This window comes from Streptomyces sp. NPDC059649 (genome assembly GCF_042734445.1).
In the GTDB taxonomy this organism is placed as follows: Bacteria; Actinomycetota; Actinomycetes; order Streptomycetales; family Streptomycetaceae; genus Streptomyces.
The window spans coordinates 1-20,960 of sequence record NZ_JBHWDV010000085.1 but is presented as its reverse complement, the minus strand read 5'-3'; the positions used below and the strand labels follow the sequence as shown (position 1 = coordinate 20,960).

Annotated in this window: 19 protein-coding genes; 11 read left to right on the top strand and 8 right to left on the bottom strand. The window is 71.7% G+C overall.

The window, feature by feature from the left end:
* The first annotated feature begins 149 nt into the window (after positions 1-149).
* From ACFV1J_RS38535 to ACFV1J_RS38520, 4 genes are all read left to right on the top strand, one after another.
* Positions 150-1,046, top strand: a complete 897-nt coding sequence (locus tag ACFV1J_RS38535; RefSeq protein ID WP_385866343.1) for a 2-hydroxy-3-oxopropionate reductase — start codon at positions 150-152, stop codon at positions 1,044-1,046.
* A 5-nt stretch (positions 1,047-1,051) separates the two neighbouring features.
* On the top strand, positions 1,052-2,257 hold the full coding sequence (locus tag ACFV1J_RS38530; RefSeq protein WP_385866341.1) for a thiamine pyrophosphate-binding protein: 1,206 nt from the start codon (positions 1,052-1,054) through the stop codon (positions 2,255-2,257).
* Positions 2,258-2,451: 194 nt separating this feature from the next.
* Positions 2,452-3,909 (top strand): catalase, encoded by a 1,458-nt coding sequence (locus ACFV1J_RS38525; protein ID WP_385866339.1) that lies wholly within the window; start codon positions 2,452-2,454, stop codon positions 3,907-3,909.
* A 583-nt stretch (positions 3,910-4,492) separates the two neighbouring features.
* Entirely contained in the window at positions 4,493-5,230 is a 738-nt protein-coding gene (locus tag ACFV1J_RS38520; RefSeq protein WP_385866337.1) for a hypothetical protein, read from the top strand.
* Here ACFV1J_RS38520 and ACFV1J_RS38515 read toward each other — a convergent pair.
* The gene (locus ACFV1J_RS38515) at positions 5,205-6,140 is read right to left on the bottom strand and encodes a helix-turn-helix domain-containing protein (RefSeq protein ID WP_385866334.1); all 936 of its coding nucleotides are present in this window, start codon (positions 6,138-6,140) and stop codon (positions 5,205-5,207) included. The genes ACFV1J_RS38520 and ACFV1J_RS38515 overlap by 26 nt on opposite strands.
* Positions 6,141-6,282: 142 nt before the next feature.
* On the opposite strand from ACFV1J_RS38515, the gene ACFV1J_RS38510 reads away from it, so the two are divergent.
* The 4 genes from ACFV1J_RS38510 to ACFV1J_RS38495 all read left to right on the top strand — a co-directional run bounded on the left by ACFV1J_RS38510 (position 6,283) and on the right by ACFV1J_RS38495 (position 9,045).
* The gene (locus ACFV1J_RS38510; protein WP_385866346.1) at positions 6,283-6,906 is read left to right on the top strand and encodes a short chain dehydrogenase; all 624 of its coding nucleotides are present in this window, start codon (positions 6,283-6,285) and stop codon (positions 6,904-6,906) included.
* On the top strand, positions 6,903-7,448 hold the full coding sequence (locus ACFV1J_RS38505) for a GNAT family N-acetyltransferase (protein WP_385866332.1): 546 nt from the start codon (positions 6,903-6,905) through the stop codon (positions 7,446-7,448). Before ACFV1J_RS38510 ends, ACFV1J_RS38505 begins: the two co-directional genes overlap by 4 nt.
* Before the next feature lie 51 nt (positions 7,449-7,499).
* Complete coding sequence (locus ACFV1J_RS38500; protein WP_385866330.1) at positions 7,500-7,883, top strand: MmcQ/YjbR family DNA-binding protein; 384 nt, start codon at positions 7,500-7,502, stop codon at positions 7,881-7,883.
* Between the two features lie 142 nt (positions 7,884-8,025).
* Entirely contained in the window at positions 8,026-9,045 is a 1,020-nt protein-coding gene (locus ACFV1J_RS38495) for a helix-turn-helix domain-containing protein (protein WP_385866328.1), read from the top strand.
* A 7-nt stretch (positions 9,046-9,052) separates the two neighbouring features.
* Here the strand turns inward: ACFV1J_RS38495 and ACFV1J_RS38490 are convergent, their stop codons facing one another.
* From ACFV1J_RS38490 to ACFV1J_RS38465, 6 genes are all read right to left on the bottom strand, one after another.
* Positions 9,053-9,748, bottom strand: a complete 696-nt coding sequence (locus ACFV1J_RS38490; protein ID WP_385866326.1) for an alpha/beta fold hydrolase — start codon at positions 9,746-9,748, stop codon at positions 9,053-9,055.
* A gap of 114 nt (positions 9,749-9,862) precedes the next feature.
* Positions 9,863-11,065, bottom strand: a complete 1,203-nt coding sequence (argJ, locus tag ACFV1J_RS38485; protein ID WP_385866324.1) for a bifunctional glutamate N-acetyltransferase/amino-acid acetyltransferase ArgJ — start codon at positions 11,063-11,065, stop codon at positions 9,863-9,865.
* Between the two features lie 96 nt (positions 11,066-11,161).
* Positions 11,162-12,802 carry an AMP-binding protein gene (locus ACFV1J_RS38480; protein ID WP_385866322.1) on the bottom strand — a complete coding sequence of 547 codons (1,641 nt, stop codon included), beginning with the start codon at positions 12,800-12,802 and terminating at the stop codon, positions 11,162-11,164.
* Positions 12,799-13,086, bottom strand: a complete 288-nt coding sequence (locus ACFV1J_RS38475) for a hypothetical protein (RefSeq protein WP_385866320.1) — start codon at positions 13,084-13,086, stop codon at positions 12,799-12,801. Before ACFV1J_RS38475 ends, ACFV1J_RS38480 begins: the two co-directional genes overlap by 4 nt.
* Positions 13,087-13,338: 252 nt before the next feature.
* A complete protein-coding gene (locus tag ACFV1J_RS38470; RefSeq protein WP_385866318.1) occupies positions 13,339-14,928 on the bottom strand; it encodes an adenosine deaminase in 1,590 nt (529 codons plus the stop codon).
* 168 nt (positions 14,929-15,096) lie between these two features.
* A complete protein-coding gene (locus ACFV1J_RS38465) occupies positions 15,097-16,020 on the bottom strand; it encodes an AraC family transcriptional regulator (RefSeq protein ID WP_385866316.1) in 924 nt (307 codons plus the stop codon).
* A 265-nt stretch (positions 16,021-16,285) separates the two neighbouring features.
* On the opposite strand from ACFV1J_RS38465, the gene ACFV1J_RS38460 reads away from it, so the two are divergent.
* Both ACFV1J_RS38460 and ACFV1J_RS38455 read left to right on the top strand, forming a co-directional pair.
* Positions 16,286-17,314: a zinc-dependent alcohol dehydrogenase family protein gene (locus ACFV1J_RS38460; RefSeq protein WP_385866314.1), complete on the top strand. Its 1,029-nt coding sequence runs from the start codon at positions 16,286-16,288 to the stop codon at positions 17,312-17,314.
* 39 nt (positions 17,315-17,353) lie between these two features.
* Positions 17,354-17,776 carry a RidA family protein gene (locus tag ACFV1J_RS38455; protein WP_385866312.1) on the top strand — a complete coding sequence of 141 codons (423 nt, stop codon included), beginning with the start codon at positions 17,354-17,356 and terminating at the stop codon, positions 17,774-17,776.
* A gap of 104 nt (positions 17,777-17,880) precedes the next feature.
* Here the strand turns inward: ACFV1J_RS38455 and ACFV1J_RS38450 are convergent, their stop codons facing one another.
* Positions 17,881-19,422, bottom strand: a complete 1,542-nt coding sequence (locus tag ACFV1J_RS38450; RefSeq protein ID WP_385866310.1) for an AMP-binding protein — start codon at positions 19,420-19,422, stop codon at positions 17,881-17,883.
* Positions 19,423-20,264: 842 nt separating this feature from the next.
* Between ACFV1J_RS38450 and ACFV1J_RS38445 the strand changes: the two genes are divergently transcribed.
* Positions 20,265-20,822 carry a DUF3291 domain-containing protein gene (locus ACFV1J_RS38445; protein WP_385866308.1) on the top strand — a complete coding sequence of 186 codons (558 nt, stop codon included), beginning with the start codon at positions 20,265-20,267 and terminating at the stop codon, positions 20,820-20,822.
* The last annotated feature ends 138 nt before the right edge of the window (positions 20,823-20,960 follow it).

Below are 20,960 nucleotides of genomic sequence, written 5' to 3'. Positions count from 1 at the left end.
GCGCCTTCGAATGGCTCCCCGCACCCCTGCGCCCCGCGAAATAACCCCGCCCGCGGCCACCGCCTGACGCGCCACCACCCTCCTGGCGCGCCGCCGCCCTGTCCCGCGGCCCTCTGTCTGACGTTTCAGCTTTTGTGAAAGGCACCGTTGTGAGCAACCTCCCCAAGATCGCATGGATCGGTCTGGGCATCATGGGCTCGCCCATGGCCGAGAACCTGATCAAGGCCGGCTACTGCGTCACCGGCTTCACCCTGGAGGCCGACAAGCTGGAGCGGCTGGCCCAGGCCGGCGGCACCGCCGCCGGCTCCATCGCCGAAGCCGTCAGCGACGCCGACGTGGTCATCACCATGGTCCCGGCCTCCCCCCAGGTCGAGGCCATCGCCTACGGCCCCGACGGCATTCTTCAAAACGCCAAGCGCGGCGCGCTGCTGATCGACATGTCCTCGATCACCCCCCAGACCTCCATCGACCTGGCCCGCGCCGCCGGCGAGAAGGGCATCCGGGTCCTGGACGCCCCCGTCTCCGGCGGCGAGGCCGGCGCCATCGAAGCCGTCCTGTCGATCATGGTCGGCGGCGACCAGACCGACTTCGACACCGCCCGCCCGATCCTCGAAGCCCTCGGCAAGACCATCGTGCTGTGCGGCCCGCACGGCTCCGGCCAGACCGTCAAGGCCGCCAACCAGCTCATCGTCGCCATCAACATCCAGGCCTGCGCCGAGGCCGTGGTCTTCCTGGAGAAGTCCGGCGTCGACCTCAACGCCGCCCTCGACGTCCTCAACGGCGGACTCGCCGGCTCCACCGTCCTGACCCGCAAGAAGGACAACTTCAAAAACCGCGCGTTCGCCCCCGGCTTCCGCATCGACCTGCACCACAAGGACATGGGCATCGTCACCGACGCCGCCCGCACCGTCGGCGCCGCCCTGCCCGTCGGCTCCGTCGTCGCCCAACTCGTCGCCTCCCTGCGCGCCCAAGGCGACGGCGGCCTGGACCACTCCGCCCTCCTCCGCGGCGTCGAACGCCTCTCCGGACACCCCACCCAGGCCTGACGTCCATGGCGGCGCAGCGGATCCCCGCCGCACGGGCGGCCGTGCAGGTCCTGCGGGACGAGGGCATCGACCTCGTCTTCGGCTGCCCCGGTGGCGCGCTGCTCCCGCTGTACGCGGCGATGGAGGAGGCCGGGATCGCCCACCTGCCGGTGCGGCATGCCGAGGCCGCCGTGCACATGGCCGACGGCTGGGCCCGGACGAGCGGACGGGCCGGGGTCGTCGCGGTGGCCGCCGGGCCGGGAGCGGGCCGGCTGGTCAGCGGTCTGTACGCGGCGGCGCAGGACGCGGTGCCGCTGGTGTGCCTCACCGGCCGGCCGACCGCCGCCGGGCCGCCGCGCCGGGCGGCCCACCGTCCGCCGGACCTGGTCCGGCTGGCCGCTCCGGTCACCAAGCGGGCCGAGCGGATCGAGGATCCCGCGCGCATCCCGGGGGCCTTCCGTGAGGCCTTCCGGATCGCGCGGGAGGGCCGTCCCGGCCCGGTGCTGATCGACGTCCCGGCCGATCTGGCCGAGGCGGAGATCGCATCCGACGCGGGGCGGGCCACCGGTGGCGGCCGGTGGCCCGCCCCGCCGACCAGGGCGGCGACGCCCGTGGGCCGGACGGCGGACCGTGGTGGGCATGCCGATCCCGGTACCGTCCGCGGGACGCCGCCCTGGTTCCTGTCGGAGCTCGCCGCGGTCTTCGGGACCGGACACGGCCCGGCCACCGCGTCGGACACGTACCTGGTCAGCGGCGCCGCGGCGGCACCCTCCGCGGTCGGCCCGGCCGGCCACCGGCTGCACCACCTCTACGGCCGCAGCGGTCCGCCCGGATGGGAGGTCCCGGCCGCGATCGGGGTCCGCAAGGCCCTGGACGCCAGGGGCGAACGGGACGCCGAGGTCGTCGCGGTCCTCGACGGCGACGGGTTCCCGTCCATGTCCGGGGAGTTGGCGGCCGCGGCACGGTACGACGCCCCGATGGTGCTGCTCCTGCACACCGCGGACCGGGCCGGCGAGGACTTCGCGGATCCCGTGAAACTCGCCGGGGCGTACGGCTGCGCGGGCCGGGACGTCGTCGATCCGGCGGAGCTGCGCACGGCGGTCGAGTGGGCCCGCAAGGAGGCCGTCTCCACCCGGCGGCCGGTGCTGGTGGAGGTCCGGACCGGTCCCCCGGTACGCCGTCCCGGCGGCCCGGCCGTCGAGCCCGTGCACGAGTACACCTACGGGCCCTAGGCACCGCCGAGGGCCCCACCCCGAGCTTCCGGGCGGTGGCTGCGCCGACACCTGTCCTGTCGCGCCCAGGCGCGGCCGCCGCCCGGAATACCCAACCCAGGTTTGTTTCAACAAACTGTTGACGTTTGGTCGGAGCTCTTCTTACGCTCCGACATGCGGAAGTCAACTTCCGCGCTCTCGTACGGAAGGTCACCATGTCGAAGCCCACGCTGACGACCGAGTCCGGCGCCCCGGTCGCCGACAATCAGAACTCCGCAACCGCCGGCGTCGGCGGCCCGATCATCCTCCAGGACCAGCACCTGCTGGAGAAGCTCGCCCGCTTCAACCGCGAGCGCATCCCGGAGCGCGTCGTGCATGCCCGCGGGTCCGGCGCGTACGGCTACTTCGAGGTGACCGACGACGTCACGGCCTACACCCGGGCCGACTTCCTGAACACCGTCGGCAAGCGGACGGAGACGTTCCTCCGCTTCTCGACCGTGGCCGACAGCCTCGGTGGCCCGGACGCGGCCCGCGACCCGCGCGGCTTCGCCCTGAAGTTCTACACCGAGGAGGGTAACTACGACCTCGTCGGCAACAACACCCCGGTGTTCTTCATCAAGGACCCGATCAAGTTCCCCGACTTCATCCACTCGCAGAAGCGCGACCCCTTCACGGGCAAGCAGGAGCCGGACAACGTCTGGGACTTCTGGGCGCACGCCCCCGAGGCCACCCACCAGGTCACCTGGCTCATGGGCGACCGCGGCATCCCGGCCTCCTACCGCCACATGAACGGCTACGGCTCGCACACCTACCAGTGGACGAACGCCGAGGGCGAGGCCTTCTTCGTCAAGTACCACTTCAAGACCAACCAGGGCATCCGCTGCCTGAGCAGCGAGCAGGGCGCCGAGCTGGCCGGCAAGGACCCCAACAGCCACCAGACCGACCTGCTGCAGTCCATCGAGCGGGGCGTGTACCCCTCCTGGACCCTCTACGTGCAGATCATGCCGGCGGCCGAGGCGGCCGACTACCGCTTCAACCCGTTCGACCTGACGAAGGTGTGGCCGCACGCGGACTACCCGCTGCGGCGGGTCGGCCGGCTGGTCCTGGACCGCAACCCCGACAACGTCTTCGCCGAGGTCGAGCAGGCCGCGTTCTCGCCGAACAACTTCGTGCCCGGCATCGGCCCGTCCCCGGACAAGATGCTCCAGGGCCGGCTGTTCGCCTACGCCGACGCGCACCGCTACCGCCTGGGCGTCAACCACACCCAGCTGCCGGTGAACGCCCCCAAGGCGACCACCGCCAACAACTACGGCCGGGACGGCTTCATGGCGACCAACGCCTACGGCCGGCACGCCAAGAACTACGAGCCGAACTCCTACGACGGCCCGGTCCAGACGAACGAGGCGCTCTCCGCCCCGCTCGCCGTCTCCGGCCACACCGGCACCCACGAGGCGCCGCTGCACACCAAGGACGACGACTTCTTCCAGGCCGGTGAGCTCTACCGCCTGATGTCCGAGGACGAGAAGAAGCGCCTGGTGGAGAACATCGCCGGCGGTCTGTCCCAGGTCAGCCGCGACGACGTGATCGAGAAGAACCTCGCCCACTTCCACGCCGCCGACCCGGACTACGGCAAGCGCGTCGAGGCCAGGGTCCGCGAGCTGCGCGAGGACTGACGGGAGGTCAGCTCCCTTGCGCACTCCGTACCGGCCGGCCCGTTGAGGGGTGGTCGGCCGGTACGGAGAGGTAGCGCGAGCTCCGCGGTCACCGGGGAGTCCAGTGCGGTGGCAGTGCTCGCCCGACAGGAAAGGGCGAGCCACCTCCCCGCACCGCGGAGCCCGCCTGCTCCCCCTTCCCAGCCCCTCCCCCAGACTCCGTCCGGCGGTGCGATGTCCTGTCGCGCCCAACTCTCGCGCTGTCGGACGGAAACCACCCCACAGGGCCCGGCCTCCGTACGGTCACGGACGCCGGGCCCTGTGTCGCGCCGGGCTCCGTGTCATGCCGGGGCCCTGCGTCATGCCGGGGCCCTGCGTCATGCCCAGGCGTTGCGTCCCGGTCCGCGTACACCACCGTGCGTCGCCATACGCCACCGTGCGCACCGCGCGCGCCGCGTGCGCCGCGTGCGCCGTTGTCTTCCTCGCGGAATCTCCCCGCTCCGCGCCCTCTCGCCGTAATTCCCCCCACGCCACCCTTATTTCCGGAGACTATGGGACAGCAGCAGAACCCCACTGCCTGCCGTCCTACCGCCAGGAGCCGACCATGGCCGACAGCGTGCCCGTGCGGTGCCCCACGTGCCGCCGCGAGAACGCTTTCACCCCGCCCACCTTCCCGTGCGCCTGCGGCGCCCCGCTGACCATGCCCGTGCTGCGCGGCGGAGTGCCGGTCGAGATACTCCACCGGACCTGGCAGGCGTCCTGGGTGGAGGTCCGCTGCGAGGTGTGCGGACGGCACGACGAGTGGCCGGCGCCGGAATCCGGCTGTGTCTGCGGCACGGTGGTCCGGGTCCCTGTCGTCCCGGCACCCACCCCTCCCCCACCGAACTTCCCCTCGCCCGGTCGGCCGGCCGCCGAGGCGCCACCCGCCGCCCAGCCCCGGCGGGCCGTCCTGCGGCCCGCGTTCCGTCCGGTGACGATCCGCACCGCCCGCGACTGCGTCACCGCGGCCCAGCAGTATCTGAAGTGGCTGGGCTACGCCGATGTCGCCCGGACGCAGGAGCGCACCGCCGCCGGTATCGACCTGCGGGGCACCGGCGTGGTGGCCCAGGTCGACCCGACCACCCGTGCCACCCAGCTCCGCGAGATCGAATGCGTCTGGCTCAACGGCCTCAACGACTCGGCCGTCGCGGTCTTCTTCTCACTCGCCGGCTACGCCAGGGACGCCCGGACACGCGCCGACGAACTGCACATCCCGCTGTTCGTCATGGACCTCACGGGCACCCCACAGCCGGTCAACGACCCGGCCGACGAACTGATCAGGTACGGCGCGGCACGGCCGTGAGCCCACCGCCCGGGGCCCCGCCGGCGAGCCGCCGCAGTGCGCCGGCGGACGGCGATCCCGGCGCGGCGTGGTAGATCACCACCCGCTGCCCCGGGTCGTCCGGCAGCGTCAGGAGTTCGTCGGTGAGCGTGAGCGGACCGACGACCGGGTGGCGGTAGTCCCGGGTGTGGGTGGCGCAGGTGCGTACCGGGTGCGCCGCCCATAGCTCCTCGAACTCCGTGCTCTCCCGGCGCAGTTCGGCGAGCAGCCCGGTGAGCCGCGGCGCATCGGGCCACCGCCCGGCGATCAGCCGCAGATCGCCGACCGTGTCACGGCACTTGGCCGCCCGGTCCGGGTACAGCGCCCGGGTGTGCGGGTCGAGGAACATCATCCGCGCGACGTTGGGCCGCGCGGCGGCGGGGGCGTACGAAGTCTCCCGGGCGTCCGGGGTCTGCTGGGTGTCCGGGGCGTCGGGGGCGTCGAACGGCAGGTGGCCGGCCAGCAGCGCATGTCCGGCACGGTTCCAGGCGAGCACGTCCACGAACCGGCCCAGCACCAGCGCCGGGGTGTCCCCCAGCGACGCGATCATGTTCCGTACGGACGGCCGCAGTCGCTCCTCGGCGGCCGCTTCCGGGCCGGCTCCGCCGCCATCACCGCGCGCCAGGCCGTACAGATGGCGCCGTTCGGTCCCGTCCAGCCGCAGTACCCGGGCGAGCGCGTCCAGGACGGCGTCCGAGGCGCCGGCGGCGCCGGTGCCCTGCTCCAGCCGGGTGTAGTAGCCCGGGCTGATCCCGGCGAGCCGTGCCAGCTCCTCCCGGCGCAGCCCCGGGACCCGCCGCCGGCCTCCGTAGTCCGGCAGCCCGACGGCCTGCGGGGAGATCCGCGCCCGCCGGCTCCGCAGGAACTCCCCCAAGTCCGGCCGGTGGCCCATGCGTTCAGTGTGCCGGTGATCCATCCGTTCAGTCTGCCGGGGCGGGCGCCGCCTGCACCTGACAGGGGTAGGAACGGCGTTCCTGCCCTCCACAGGGGGCTGGGTCCCCGCGCCCCCGCACGGCAGCATCGTGCTCATGCCTCTGAAGATCATCGTCATCGGCGCGACCGGCACGCTCGGCAGTGCGGTCGCCCGCCATCTGGAAGCCCACGGCCATGAGGTCGTACGGGCCGCGCGCCGCGGGCCGGTCCCGGTCGACCTGGCCGATCCGTCCTCCCTCGACGCGCTCTTCGCCACCGTACGGGACGTGGACGCCGTGATCTGCTGTGCCGCGAGCGGCCGGCTGACGCCGCTGGACGCCCCCTCGGACGAGGAGTTCACCACGGGTCTGGAAGGCAAGCTCCTCGGCCAGGTCCACCTCGTCCGGCGTGCGCTGCACCATCTGCGGGACGGCGGTGCGGTCATCCTGACCAGCGGCACCTTCGCCGAGCCGACACCGGGTGGAGCGTTCGGTGCCCTGGTCAACGCCGGTCTGGACGCCTTCGTACGCGCCGCCGCCGTCGAACTCCCCCGCGGGCTGCGGCTCGACGTGGTCAGCCCCGGCTGGATCGCCGAAACCCTCGTCGGCCTCGGCCTGGACCCGGCCGACGGCGTGCCCGCGGACGAGGTGGCCCGTGAGTACGTCGGCCTCCTCGGCACCCTCGTCCCGCGGGCCGCGGAAACCCGTTCGCCCCGCGCGGCGGCACCGACGACACTGGCCGGATGATCGCCGTCCCGTCCCCCGCCGAGCTGCCCCTGCTGCGCGCCCTCGAACGCGCCGCCGGTGAACCTTTCCGCCACCTGGACATGGCCCCGGTGGCGGACGACGAACCGCCCTCACTGGACGACCTGTCGAGGTATCAGCGGGCGGGCCGGGCCCTGGCGGCGTACGACGTGCGCCGTCCGGGCGCCCCGGCCGACGGGGGCGGGCCGGTCGGCTATCTCCTCTGGGAGGCGGTCGACGGGTGCACCCACATCGAGCAGGTGTCGGTGCACCCGGACCACGCCCGCCGGGGCATCGGGCGGGCCCTCATCGACCGGGCGGAGCGCGACGGTGGTCCGGTGCCGCTGACCCTGACCACCTTCGCCGAGGTGCCGTGGAACGCGCCGTACTACGCGCGCCTCGGTTTCCGGGTGCTCACCGACGCCGAACTGACCCCCGGGCTCAGGGCGGTGAGGGCGCAGGAGGCGGCGCTGGGCCTGGATCGCTGGCCGCGGGTGTGCATGCGTCGGGAGCCGGGTGTGCGGGCGGCGGAGTACGGCAACTGACGTGGTGTCAGGCGCCCGGACCGTATGACCCGGCCCGCCCATAATGAGGGCATGATCGACGCGAATGCGCTCCGGGAGCACTGCCTGGCCTTCAACGGCGCGACCGAGGACTTCCCCTTCCCGCGCCACCCGGACGTCTGCACCTTCAAGGTCGGCGGCAAGATCTTCGCGCTCAGCACGCTCACCGAAACGCCGCTCACCGTGAGCCTCAAGTGCGACCCGGAGCTGGCCGAACGACTGCGGGCGGCCCACCCGGAGGTGGTGCCCGGCTACCACCTCAACAAGCGGCACTGGAACACCGTTTCGCTGGCCGGGGCACTGCCCGATCAGCTCGTCCGCGACATGATCGAGGACTCCTACGACCTGGTGGTCGCCTCGCTGCCGCGGGCCCAGCGGCTGCTGCTCGACTGGCCCGGAGAGTCGCGGCGACGCTGAACGCCCGGGGGGCGGGCTCTCCGGATGGCGCATATACACCTACCGCAATTAGAGGGGCCTCTCCATTATGGTGTTCCGAGAGGCGCCCACGCCTTGTGTGTGCGCCTGCTCGGGAGTCTCAAGGGCAAGGGAGAGCCGGGGCGTGTTGAGTGGAACGGAGTTCCGGAGTGCGGAGGCCGCCCCGGCGACGGGACGGTTCGACAGCTGGCGCGAGCATCTCCACGGAAGCTATGTGCCCGTGGACCTCCTCCCCGACGACCACATGGCCGACTTCCGCGCCACCCACCTCGTACTGAACCTCGGTGCCGTACGGCTGTGGCGGATCGAGCACCCGCCGATGCGGATGCGGCGGAGCCCGCAGCTGATCCGGCGCTCCGATCCCGAGCTCCTCCATCTCTCGCTCCCCCTTCGCGGCACGAAGAGGGTGGTCCAGTCCGACCGCGAGGCGGGCTACGGGGCACACGAGCTGGCCCTTCTGGACACCTCGCGCCCCTATCTCATGGAGGCGTCCACCGGCGAACGTCAGCGCACCGTCCGGGGAACCGGAATCCTCCTCCCCAGGAACGTGCTGCCGCTGGCGGCGAAGGGGGGTGACGCACTGGTCAACCGCCGGCTGTCGGCGCGGGAGGGCGCGGGGGCCCTGCTGGCCCGGTTCCTCACCCAGGTGTGGGCCGACCGGGCCTCCTACCGCCCCGCGGACGGGCCCCGCCTGGGAACCATCGCGATCGACCTGCTCTCCGCGCTGCTCGCCCACACCCTGGACGCCGAGAACACGCTCGCACCGGAGACGCGCCGGCGCTCCTTGGTCCTGCGCATCCAGGAATTCATCCAACAGCGGCTGTTCGACCCGGAATTGACGCCCAGAAGCGTCGCGGCCGCCCACCACATCTCCGTCAGCTATCTGCACCGCCTGTTCGAGGACGAAGAGATCACCGTCGCCGCCTGGATCCGGCGCCGGCGCCTGGAGCGCGCGTGCCGGGACCTCGCCGACCCGGCGCTCCGTCACACGCCGATCCACGCCATCGCGATGCACTGGGGCTTCGCCCGGGCCGACGACTTCACCCGCGCCTTCCGCGCGGTCTACGGCATGCCGCCCCGGGACTACCGATATGGAGCGTGCCGGGTCGCGGATCAGGGACTGTCCGATGGGGCAGCCCCCTAGCCGCAACTCACCGGCACTCGGCGAGGAGGATCCGGGCGAGTTCCCGCGGTCGGGAGAACATGGGCCAGTGGCCGGTGTCCAGCTCGGCCAGCCGCCAGTGCTCGCTCTTCAGCAGCTCGGCCACCTCGTCGCTCGGCTCGGGGCCGTCCAGCAGGCACTTGAGGTAGGTCGCCGGCAGTTCGCCGAGCGGACGGGCCAGCACGGCGGGCTCGGTGAGCGTGGCGCCCGGGTGCGGGGTCGAGCCGCCCACGATCCGCGCGATCTGCGCGTCGTCGAGGCCCTGGCCCGCGCAGTCCGCCGCGGTCAGCGGCGCCCAGAAGCCTCCGTTCTCGGCGATGGACGCCTCCACCATCGCCCGGCCGCTCGGCCAGGAGGACACGAACGACTCACCGTCGGCAGGGACGTTGGCGTCGACGAACACCACGCGGGCCAGCCGGTCACCGATCCGCTCGGCGGCCTGGCCGACCGGTATGCCGGCATAGCTGTGCCCCACCAGGACGACCTCGCGCAGATCACGTCGTTCGATCTCGTCGACGACGTCCTGGACGTGGGTCTGCAGCCCGGCGGGTGCACCCTGCTTCTCGGCGAGTCCGGACAGCGTCACGGGACGGACGTCGTGGCCGGCCGCCCGCAGCTCCGCCGCCACCTCCTCCCACGCCCACGATCCCAGCCACGCCCCTGCCACCAATACGAATGCGGTCATGGGGGCAACGTAGCGGTGGCCACTGACAATCCGGCCCCGACCGCTCCGGCCCGGCCGGCGCCGCCGCGGCCGCCACGACTGACGCCGACCCGGTCGGCACGGGCGCGCACCCGGTCAGGTGGTGTAGTCCGCGTTGACCCGGACGTAGCCGGCGGACAGGTCGCAGCCGTAGACGGTCGCTTCGGCGGTTCCGAGGCCGAGGGTGACGGTGATCGAGACCTCGGGCTGCCGCATGGCGTCGGTGAGCGCGTCGAGGGTCTCCGGGGTGGGCTCCTCGGGATACACCTCGATGCCGCCGAACGCGACCGTGACGCGGTCCGGGGTGATGTCGCGGTCCTCGGTGTTCTTGCCGATGGCCATCACCACCCGGCCCCAGTTCGGATCGGCACCGTGTACGGCGGTCTTGACCAGGGGTGAGTTCACCACGCTCTTGGCGATGCGCCGGGCCTGGGCGTCGTCCCGCGCGAGGCCGACCGTGACGCGCAGCAGCTTGGTCGCGCCCTCCCCGTCGCTCGCGAGCTGACGGGTGAGGTCCAGGCACAGGTCGGTGAGCGCCGCGGTGAACTCCGCGGTGTCGACCGGCCCGGCCGCGCCGTTGGCGAGGACCGCGACGGTGTCGGAGGTGGAGGTGTCCGTGTCGACGCTCAGGCAGTGGAAGGTCCGGTCGACGGCGGTGCGCAGCGCCGTGTCCAGCTCGTCCGCCGGCAGTTCGGCGTCGGTGAAGAGGTAGGCCAGCATCGTGGCCATGTTCGGCTCCAGCATGCCGACGCCCTTGGCGACACCGACGACCCGCGCGGCTCCGACCGTGCGGACGGCGGTCTTCGGGCGGGTGTCGGTGGTCATCATGGCGCGGGCCACGTCCAGCGGCCCGGCCCCGAAGGCCCCGGGGCCGAGTCCGGCGGCGGTGTCGAAGTGGGCGCGGAGGGCGTCCATCGGCAGCGGGCGCCCGATGACTCCGGTGGACCCCAGGAGCACCTGGCGGTCCTCGATGCCCACAAGGGCGGCGACCCGGCCGACGACTTCGGCGGCGTTGGCCTCGCCCTGGCGGCCGGTGGCGACATTCGCGTTCTGCGCCAGCGTGGTGACGGCGCGCAGGTCCCGCCCGGCGGCGTGCGCGCGGCTGAGCACCACGGCGGGGCCGGCGAAGAGGCTGCGGGTGAACATGGCGGCGCTGACCGCCGGGCGGTCCGTGACCACGACCGAGACGTCATCGCCCTGGTCGCGCAGCCCGCCGTGGCCGGTGTAGGCGCGGAATCCGGTCGGCCAGGAGAGGGAGCCGGCGTCGGACCCGGGAGTCGGTGCATCTATATGCGTCATGCCGCATATCTTTACAAGGAGGGGTGGAGTCGTCCAGCGGATTACGGACCACCGAACGCCCCACCCCACGCAGCACCGCAGTCTGCTGACGTAGCGTCAGCCAGCCACCGATCCCACTTCCTTCGCCAGCCGTTCGCGCAGCTCGACCTTGCGCACCTTGCCGCTGACGGTCATCGGGAAGGCGTCGAGGATCTCCAGGTAGCGCGGCACCTTGTAGTGGGCGAGGCGGGAGCGGCAGTAGCGGGCCAACTCGTCGCGGGTGAGCGGGTCCTGGGGGTCGCGGAGGATGACGCAGGCGGCGATCTCCTCGCCGTACTTGTCGTCGGGGACGCCGACCACCTGGACGTCGGCGATCTTCGGGTGGGTGTAGAGGAACTCCTCGATCTCCCGCGGGTAGACGTTCTCACCGCCCCTGATGATCATGTCCTTGATCCGCCCGACGATCCGGACGTAGCCGTCGTCGTTCATCACCGCGAGGTCCCCGGTGTGCATCCAGCGGGCCGGGTCGATGACCTCGGCGGTGCGCTCGGGGTCCTCCCAGTAGCCGAGCATCACGCTGTAGCCGCGGGTGCACAGCTCTCCCGGGGTGCCGCGCGGGACGGTGACCCCGCTCGCCGGGTCGACGACCTTGACCTCGATGTGCGGCAGCACCCGTCCCACCGTCGCGGTGCGGTGCTCCAGGTCGTCGTCGCGGCGGGTCTGGGTGGAGACCGGGGAGGTCTCGGTCATGCCGTAGCAGATGGAGACCTCGGCCATGTGCATCTCGGAGACCACCCGCTTCATGACCTCCTCGGGGCACGGCGAGCCCGCCATGATGCCGGTGCGGAGGGAGGAAAGGTCGTAGCCGGCGAAGTCCGGGTGGTTGAGTTCGGCGATGAACATGGTGGGCACGCCGTAGAGCGAGGTGCAGCGCTCGTCCTGGACGGCCTGCAGGGTGGTGGCGGGGTCGAAGGCGGGGGCCGGGATGACGATGCAGCCGCCGTGCGAGGTGATGCCGAGGTTGCCCATGACCATGCCGAAGCAGTGGTAGAAGGGCACCGGCAGACAGACCCGGTCCGCTTCGGTGTAGCCGAGCGTCTCGGCCACCCAGTAGCCGTTGTTGAGGATGTTGTGGTGCGAGAGGGTGGCGCCCTTGGGGAAGCCGGTGGTGCCCGAGGTGTACTGGATGTTGACCGGGTCGTCGGCGGTCAGCGCCTTCTCGCACGCGGCGAGCCGGGTGTGCGGGACCCTGGCGCCGGCGGCCAGCAGACCGCCCCAGGTGGGGTCGCCGATGTAGACCACATCGCGCAGCGCCGGGCTCTCGGCGCGGACCTGCTCGATCATCCGGCGGTAGTCGCTCGTCCGGTGCCGGGGCACCGAGACCAGCACGGTGATGCCGGCCTGCTGGAGGACGTACGCCAACTCGTGCACCCGGTAGGCGGGGTTGACGTTGACGAGGATGGCGCCGATCTTGGCGGTGGCGTATTGGACGAGCACCCATTCGGCGCAGTTGGGCGCCCAGATGCCGACCCGGTCGCCCTTGCCGACCCCCTTGGCGAGCAGGCCGAGCGCCACCTCGTCGACCGCCCGGCCGAGTTCGGTATAGGTCCAGCGGCGGCCGCTGGCCACCTCGACCAGCGCCTCACGGTCACCGCACCGGGCGATGGTGCGGGCCAGGTCGGCGCCGATGGTGTGCCCGAGCAGCGGCCGCTCGGCGGCCCCGCTGGCGTACGACAGCTCCTGGTGCGACGGGCTCATCGGTGGGTCTCCTCCCAGTACGCGGCACTGCCGTCGCCCGGCGCGGTGCGCTCGGGCAGTTCACTGCGGCGGATCGTGCCGGGGACGGTCTTCGGCAGGTCGGCGAACGCAGGACGCCGGATGTGCTTGCAGGGGGCCAGGACTTCGCGGGAGTGCCCGGAGATCGTCGTCGCGGTCCGCGGGCATCTCGGCCGGGGATCCGGCCGCCCCCGTGGTGCAAGGGGCGGACGCATCACTCCGTCCTCCGGTGGCGCCTCCCGCGCCACCTCCACCACTGCGTTCATCGGCTGCTCCCAGAAGCCCGGCATCGGCCATCGCTGCATACACCCGCAAGGTTGCCCGGCGGAAGGGACGAGCCACTCCAAGGACACCCGGTGCGCGCCGAGTACAGGATGGCGTCCGGCGTGCCGCGAGGGGGGCGCAACCACCCGGTCGTTCGCTCCGCGAAGAAAAGTTCGAGCACGGCCGGGCTCGCACAGCGGACGGCCTCGGCGCCCCGCGGCGAGCGGGGGCGCCGAGGCCGGGAGAGCGGACGGTCAGCGGTGGGTGGTGAAGCGCTGCTCGAAGGAGGCGAAGGCGGCTTCCTGCCGCCACTGGACGGCCGCCTTGGGGCTGGACGCGAGCAGGGCCCGGCAGGCCGTACCGGGGGATCCGGATCCCGGGAGCCGGCCGCGGCAGGCGTCGACGGGGCGGTAGCCGTCCCGGGTCGGGTTGCCCCGCCACAGGCTGCGGCCGGGGAGGAAGGCGTACTGCAGGGAGGCCCGGGCCAGGTCCTTCAGATCGCCGTAGCCGAGGTGGTACGTCGTGGCGGCGTACCGGTACTCGTGGGAGATGTCGATCCGGGAGATGCCGGGGTCGTCGGTGGCCAGGACGATCGGCACCCCGTAGGCGCGGTAGGTCGTGAAGGGGTGTGCGGCGCCCTTGACCCCGAGGATCTGGGCGTTGCTGGTGAAGGGGACCTCGACGGCCACCTGGCGTGCGGCCATGGTCCTCGCCAGTTCCTGCCAGTCGTCCTCGTGGACGAGGTCGACGCCGTGGCCGATGCGTTCGGCGTGGGCGAGGGTGACGGCCTGGTGGATGTGGAACCGCAGGTCTTCCGGTTTGACCAGGCCCGGCCACAGCTCGCCGGCGTGCAGGGTGAGGTGGGCGCGCGGATACCTGCGGTGCAGGAAGTCGAGCATCCGCATCTGCAGGGTGTAGTTGCGCAGCGAGCTGTCCCAGTCCTCCGGCGCCACCAGGTTGACCGCGGTGAACCGTGGGTCCCGCTCGGCCAGGCGCATGCCGAGCGCCATCTGCGTGAAGACCCGCTCGGGGCTGCTGCCCCGGGACACCTGGGCGTTCCAGCGCACGGTCAGACGGCAGCCGGGCGCGGGCCGGGAGGTGCCGCAGCGCGAGGCGGTACGGAACTCGGCGTCCGCGTTGTCGGCCTCCTGGCGGGCGGTGGCCACCAGACGGTCCAGCTTGCCGTCGGCGACCAGGGCCCGGTGCATACGGCCGAAGTCGTCGTCCCAACCGACCTGGTCGGCAAGCTGCTTGGCCTCCTCGGAGGCGGGCGTGACCAGCGTCTCCAGGTAGAACTGGTTCTGCGCGACGATGTCGTCGGCGACCCTGGACAGCAGTTTGCCGCGGTGGCGCCAGGTCACCTCGCCGAATTTCCCGAAGGCGTCGAAGAAGTGGTCGTGGCCCGACCGGTCCGGCGGGAAGTCCTGCATGGACCAGGCGCGCACCAGCGCGTCATGGAACGCCCGGTCGGTCCGGGCGTCCGCGGCCGGCCGCTTTCCCGGACCGCACGGCGGCACGACCGCGGTCATGGTCTGCTCGTCGATGCACAGTCCGTCCTCGGCGGCGAGTTCGATCAGGTACTCGGTGGGGACGGCGCCGGACAGGTGGTGGTGCAGATCACCGCCCTTGGGCAGGCGCCGGAAGAAGTCGCGGAGCCGGGCCGGCTCCTGGCGGATGGACTCCAGGTAGGCGCCGGTACGCGCTTCGGCCGCGGTGCGCGGACGTACGGAAGGCGCGGATTGCTTACGGGAGTCGGTCGGCTGGGCGGCGGCGGGTAGGGCGGACAGGAGCGACAGCACGCTGAGGGTGGCCAGACCGGCCCGAAGAGCCCGGCGACGGTCCATGGCACGAGGGCGATCACCATTCACGAGCGCCATCGTGGCGGCACGACGGGGCCGGGCGAAGCCCCTTTTCGGCAAGTTACCCCGGACGGGACCCTGCCGCGTGGCGCCTGAGGCGTAGGGGGCCGCGGAACGGCATCAGGCCCGCCGGCACCGGTGTACCGCGCGGGTTCAGCCGGCGGTGCCGAGGAGGGCCGTCGGCTCCGTCCGGTACCGGCCCGGGGCAGTACCGTACTCCCGCTTGAAGGCCTTGGCGAACGCGAACTCCGAGGCGTAGCCGGTCCGTTGGGCTATGACGCGGAGCGGCTGGTCCCCCTCGCGCAGCAGCCGCCCGGCCAGGGTCAGCCGCCACCACGTCAGATAGCCGAGCGGCGGTTCACCAACGAGGGCGGTGAACCGCTTCGCGAAGGCCGCCCGCGACAGGCCCGCCACCGCGCCCAGTTCCTCCACCGTCCACGCATGCGCGGGATCGTGGTGGATCGCGCTCAGCGCCCGTCCGACCGCCGGATCGCGCAGCGCCACCGCCCAGCCGTTCGTGGCCTGGGCGTGTTCCTCGTACCAGGCCCGCAGGATGTACAGCAGGGCGGTGTCGAGGAGTCCGCAGACGGCGGCCTCCGCGCCGGGCCGGGGGTGTGCCGTCTCGGTACGGAGCAGGTCCAGCAGCGAGCCCAGCGGCCGGCCGTGGGTGGGCAGCCGGAACACGCCGGGCAGGCAGGTCAGCAACGGGTGGGGACGGGACCGGTTGAGGCGGTAGGCACCGCAGAGCGTCAGCGTCCGGGGCGTCCCGTCGTCCGGCGTCTCCGGGCCGGGCGGCCACGAGCCGTCCGGATTCTGGCGGACCTCGACCAGCGGGGTCCCGGGGTCGTCGGCCAGACCGTGGGCGATGCCATGGACGAACACGAGGTCACCGGCGGTGAGCCGGAGGGGCGGGCTGCCGTCCTCGGGCAACAGCCAGCCGGAGCCCTCCAGCACGGCGTGGAACCCTACGCCGGTCGTGGCCGGGAAGCGCACGCCCCACGATCCGTGCCGCTCCTTGCGGGAGGCGTGCGGCCGCCCGGTCCGCATGGCGGTGATCGCGTCGCTGAGTACGTCCATGCCGGCGAGCGTACCGAGGAGACGTCCGCACATGATCGCGAGACGTTGTGGCATGGGCCGACGTGCGCGATCTCCCTACGGTGAATCCACGACGTCGCGCCTCCCCCACGACCCCCCCACACCGAACGACTCACACATCGATACATCCACACATCGATGAATCGGTGCATCGGTGCATCGGTGCATCGATGCACTGGCACGTCGATGCATCCCCCGTCCACGGATCCACAACTCCGCGGATCCCCACACAAAAGGAATTCACAAGATGATGGCCCATCAGGTGGTGTTCGACGAGCTCGGCGGCCCGGAAGTGCTGCGGATCGAGGAGGTGGAACTCGGGGCGCCCGGTCCGGGCGAGGTGCTGCTCCGCGTGGACGCACTCGGCCTCAACCGGGCGGAGGCGCTGTTCCGCTCCGGCGGCTACTACTACCGGCCCACCCTGCCGGGGTCCCGGATCGGCTACGAGGCGGCCGGTGAGGTACTGGCCGTCGGGGACGGCGTGACCGGCTTCTCGGTGGGCGACCCGGTACTGACGGCGGGCACGGGTGGGATGAGCACCGACGGCGTGTACGGCGACCGTCTGCGCCTGCCCGCCGACAGCCTGCTCCGTCGCCCCGGCGGTACGGACGCGGCGACCGGGGCCGCCCTGTGGCTGTCGTACAGCACCGCCTACGGCGCGCTGGTGGAGAAGGGCGGGCTGCGGCCGGGCGACACCGTGCTGATCACCGCCGCCTCCAGCAGCGTGGGCGTGGCGGCGATCCAGATAGCCCGCCATCTGGGCGCGATCCCGGTGGCCGTCACCCGCAGCGCGGCGAAGCGGGAGCGTCTGGCGCAGCTCGGCGCGGCCCATGTGATCGCCCTCGACGAGGGCGAACTGCTCGACCAGGTCGCCGAGATCACCGGCGGGCGCGGGGCCGAGATCGTCTTCGACCCGGTGTCCGGCCCCGGGCTGGCGGAGGTCGCGCGGGCGGTCGCACCGGGCGGGCTGCTGATCGTCTACGGCTGGCTCGACCCCAGGCCGGCGCCCCTGCCGCTCAACTGGACCCTGCGCATCCTCGGTTACGGCAACCTCCAGGTCACCGGCGACCCGGAAGTACGGCGCCGGATCTGGCACTTCCTGGACGCGGGCCTCCGGGCGGGCACCCTCGCCCCGGTCATCGACCGCATCTTCGACTTCGAGGAGATCGTCGAGGCCCACCGCCATCTGGAGTCCAACAGCCAGATCGGCAAGATCGTGGTCACCGTGCGCCACCAGGGGTCCCCGGGCCCGCGGGCCGGGGAATGGGTGGGGTGACGGGGAATGGGTGGGGTGACACGGAACGTTCCACCGATCATGACCCGCGACCTGCGCACGATCACCAATCCGCCAACTCTCCACGACCCGACGCCGTTCGGCTACAGCCACACCGCCTCGGCGCCCGGCGAAGTCGTCTTCATCGCCGGCCAGTACGCCTCCGACGCCACCGGCTCGCCGGTGCCCGGTGACTTCGCCTCCCAGGTGGAACTCGCCTTCGACCGGCTGCGGTTGGCGCTCGAAGGCGTCGGGCTCGGCTTCGACCACGTCGTCCGGCTCGGCTCGTACGTCGTGGACCACGACACCGGCAAACTGGAGGTCCTCGGCAAGGCGCTGCACGCGCGGTTCGGGGAGCGGCTGCCGGCCCAGACGCTGAGCGGGGTCGCGGCGCTCGCGCTGCCCGGCATGCTGTTCGAGGTCGACGCGATCGCCGTACGACCGGCCCCGCCGGCCACCACCTGACGGCCCGGCGCGGCGGCGGGGCCGGTGCCGTCGTACGGCCCGCACCCCGCCCGCCGCGCCGAAACCCGCCGCCCCCGGTCACGCGAGGAGCACCGTGTGCTCATTCAGTTCACCCCTCGCTCGATCCCCGACCAATACGGCTGCCGGAGCTTGAACTTCTGGATCTTGCCGGTGGCCGTACGGGGAATGGACGCGCGGAACTCCACGGAGGTCGGGGCCTTGTAGCCGGCCAGGTGCTGTTTGCAGTGGGCGATGATGTCGGACTCCTCGGCCGTCGCGCCCTCCGCGAGCACCACCAGGGCCTTGATCGTCTCGCCCCACTTCTCGTGCGGCACCCCGATGACGGCGACCTCGGCGACCGCCGGGTGGCTGAAGATGGTGTCCTCGACCTCGATCGACGACACGTTCTCGCCGCCGGTGATGATCACGTCCTTCTTCCGGTCGGAGATGGTGAGGTGGCCGTCGCCGGGGTCGAGGGTGCCGCCGTCGCCGGTGTGGAACCAGCCGTCCTCCAGGGCCTCCGCGGTCTCCTCGGGCTTGTCCCAGTACCCGTCGAGCACCGTGTTCGAGCGGGCCAGGACCTCACCGGACTCGTTGACCTTCAGCTTCACCCCCAGCGCGGGCAGCCCCGCACGGGACAGCTTGCGCGCCCGCTCCTCGGCGGGAAGGGCGACATCGGCCGGCCGGGTGCGGTTGAAGGTGAGCATCGGCGAGGTCTCGGTCAGGCCGTAGAGCTGGGTGAACTCCCAGCCCAGTTCCTCCTCCACGCGCTGGATCGTCCGGGTCGGCGGCGGGGCGCCCGCGCAGACGATCCGTACGCGGTCCCGGCCCGGGATCTCGCCCTCCCAGGTCGCCGCCGCGTCGAGCACCATGTTCCAGACGGCCGGGGCGCCGCACATGAGGGTGACCCCGTGCTCGTCGACGCGCCGGAGGATCTCGGCGCCGTCGACCTTGCGCAGCACCACCTGCTTGACGCCCAGGCCCGCCATCACATACGGCATGCCCCAGCCGTTGCAGTGGAACATCGGCAGGGTGTGCAGGTACACATCGCGCTCCCACACGCGGGTGTGCAGCCCGAAGGTCATGCCGTTCACCCAGATGTTGCGGTGGGTCAGCTGCACGCCCTTGGGGCGGGCGGTGGTACCCGACGTGTAGTTGATCGTCGCGGTGGCGTCCTCGTCCGGCCGCGACCACGGACGCGGCTCGACCCCGAACCGCATCAGCTCGCTCTCGGTCCGCTCGCCGAGCACGAAGCGGTGGGGCGCCTTCACCTCGGCCAGCGCGGCGTCCAGTTCCGGGTCGACGAGCAGGACCGACGCCCCGCTCTGCGCCACCACGTACTCGACCTCCTCCGGCTTGAGGCGGAAGTTCACCGGTACGCAGATACGGCCGCTCATCGGCACCGCGAACAGCAACTCCAGCAGGCGCGCGGAGTTGTGGCTCACCACGGCCACCCGTTCCCCTTCACCGACCCCGAGCGCGTCCAGCCCCGCCTGCCAGGCACGGACCCGCTCGGCGAACCGCCCGTAACTCGCCACGGGCACCGCCGGCGCGGGCTGCTGCGGCTCGTCGACCACCCCGGGACTGTCCCGGAATCCCAGCTCGGCACGGTCGAGGAAGTCCGCGATCGTCATCGGTGTCCGCATGTGCGCTCTCCTGTATTCGGATGGACCCCAGCTGAGAGGGAGCTTCCCACGTACCTGGCCGTCCCACCGTTCCGCTGCGCTTTGCGGCGCCGCGTACGTACCTGGCTGTCCCGCCGCGGGGCTTGCTCGCCGTTGCCGCTTTGCGGCGCCGCCGCACGTACCTGGCTTTCCCACCGCGGTTGTTGCTCGCCGTTTCGCTTTGCGTCGCCCCGTACGTACTTGGCCGTCCCGCCGTTGAACGTCTCGCCGTTGCGCCTGGCGGCGGGCGTGGTGTTTCGGGTGCGGTGACAGCCCTACAGACTTCGTCCTCCGGTCTGTCCCCTCCCGTGGTGGGGGGATCGAGGTGAGTGGGGGCGGGCATTGTCGTTCGGCGATCTCTCGTGTCGTGCGGTGTCTCGCGTCGTGCGGTGTCTCGTGTCGTGCGGTGTCTCGTGTCGTGCGGTGTCTCGTGTCGTGCGGTGTGGGGAATACCGTCCCGGCCCGTCGAGTTGAGGCCCGCAAGGGGCGCCCGTATCCCTTACGGGATCTGTTCGGCCCCCCTTAGTGGTCGGCTCCGCAAATCCGCAGCCGGTGCTCTCGCGGCCTGCCCCGCCCGTCACCGCCCCAGCGCCCCCAATGACCGAGTGCCAGAGGCCACTTGGACAGGGAAAACGCAACTTCGACATCGCCCGCAGAGGCAGCTACCTTCACCTGGTCTTCGGCGATCGCTCACGGTCGCACAGGAGTTCCTTCAGGCTGAGCCACCCGCGGCGGGATGAGCTGGTCACGCCCCACGAATCCTCGCCCCATGCCCAAGCCACCGAATCGGGTCCACACCAGGCACCCCAACCAGGGAGAGACGCATGCCCCATCTTGCTCTGTACACATTCGGCGCCCTGAAGACACCTCTCACCGATCCCGCACCTCTCACGCGCGAGTTCTACGACATTGGTGAGGCCGTCTACCGGAAGATCAGTCAGCACCCCGGATACCTCGCGCATGCTGAAGCGGCAGAGCATGTCCCGGGCATGCTCTTCGAGGCGGACTGGGGTGCATGGGGAGAGTTCGCCGTACCGACCTGGTACGGCAAGGGCCGCACGGTGGAAACCACCGCCCTGGCCACGACCCTCTCACTCTGGACCGACCTGCGCCCCGCTTTCGACGCCATCTACACCGGTCTGCACCGCGAGGCGCTGAACAGGCGTTACGACTGGTTCGAGAGGACAGCACACCCGAATTACGTCTTCTGGTGGGTCTCCGACGGCGTGATACCCACCTGGCAGGACGGGGTCTCCAGGCTGGAACACCTCCACGACCACGGCTCCTCGCCGCACGCCTTCACCTTCCACCACTCGTTCGCCCCGGACGGAACTCCGACCAGGATCAAAGGCCTCGGGCCGAAGAGCGACCAGGTTCACTGAGAAGGAAGCCTGAACGACTGGGTCCGCCGTCAAACACCGTCATTAAGGGACCCCCACGCCCGCCCCCACCGGCCTCAACTTCCCCCCAACGGGAGGGGACGGGCCGGAGGGGCCGGTTGTGTGGACGTAAAGCGAAGC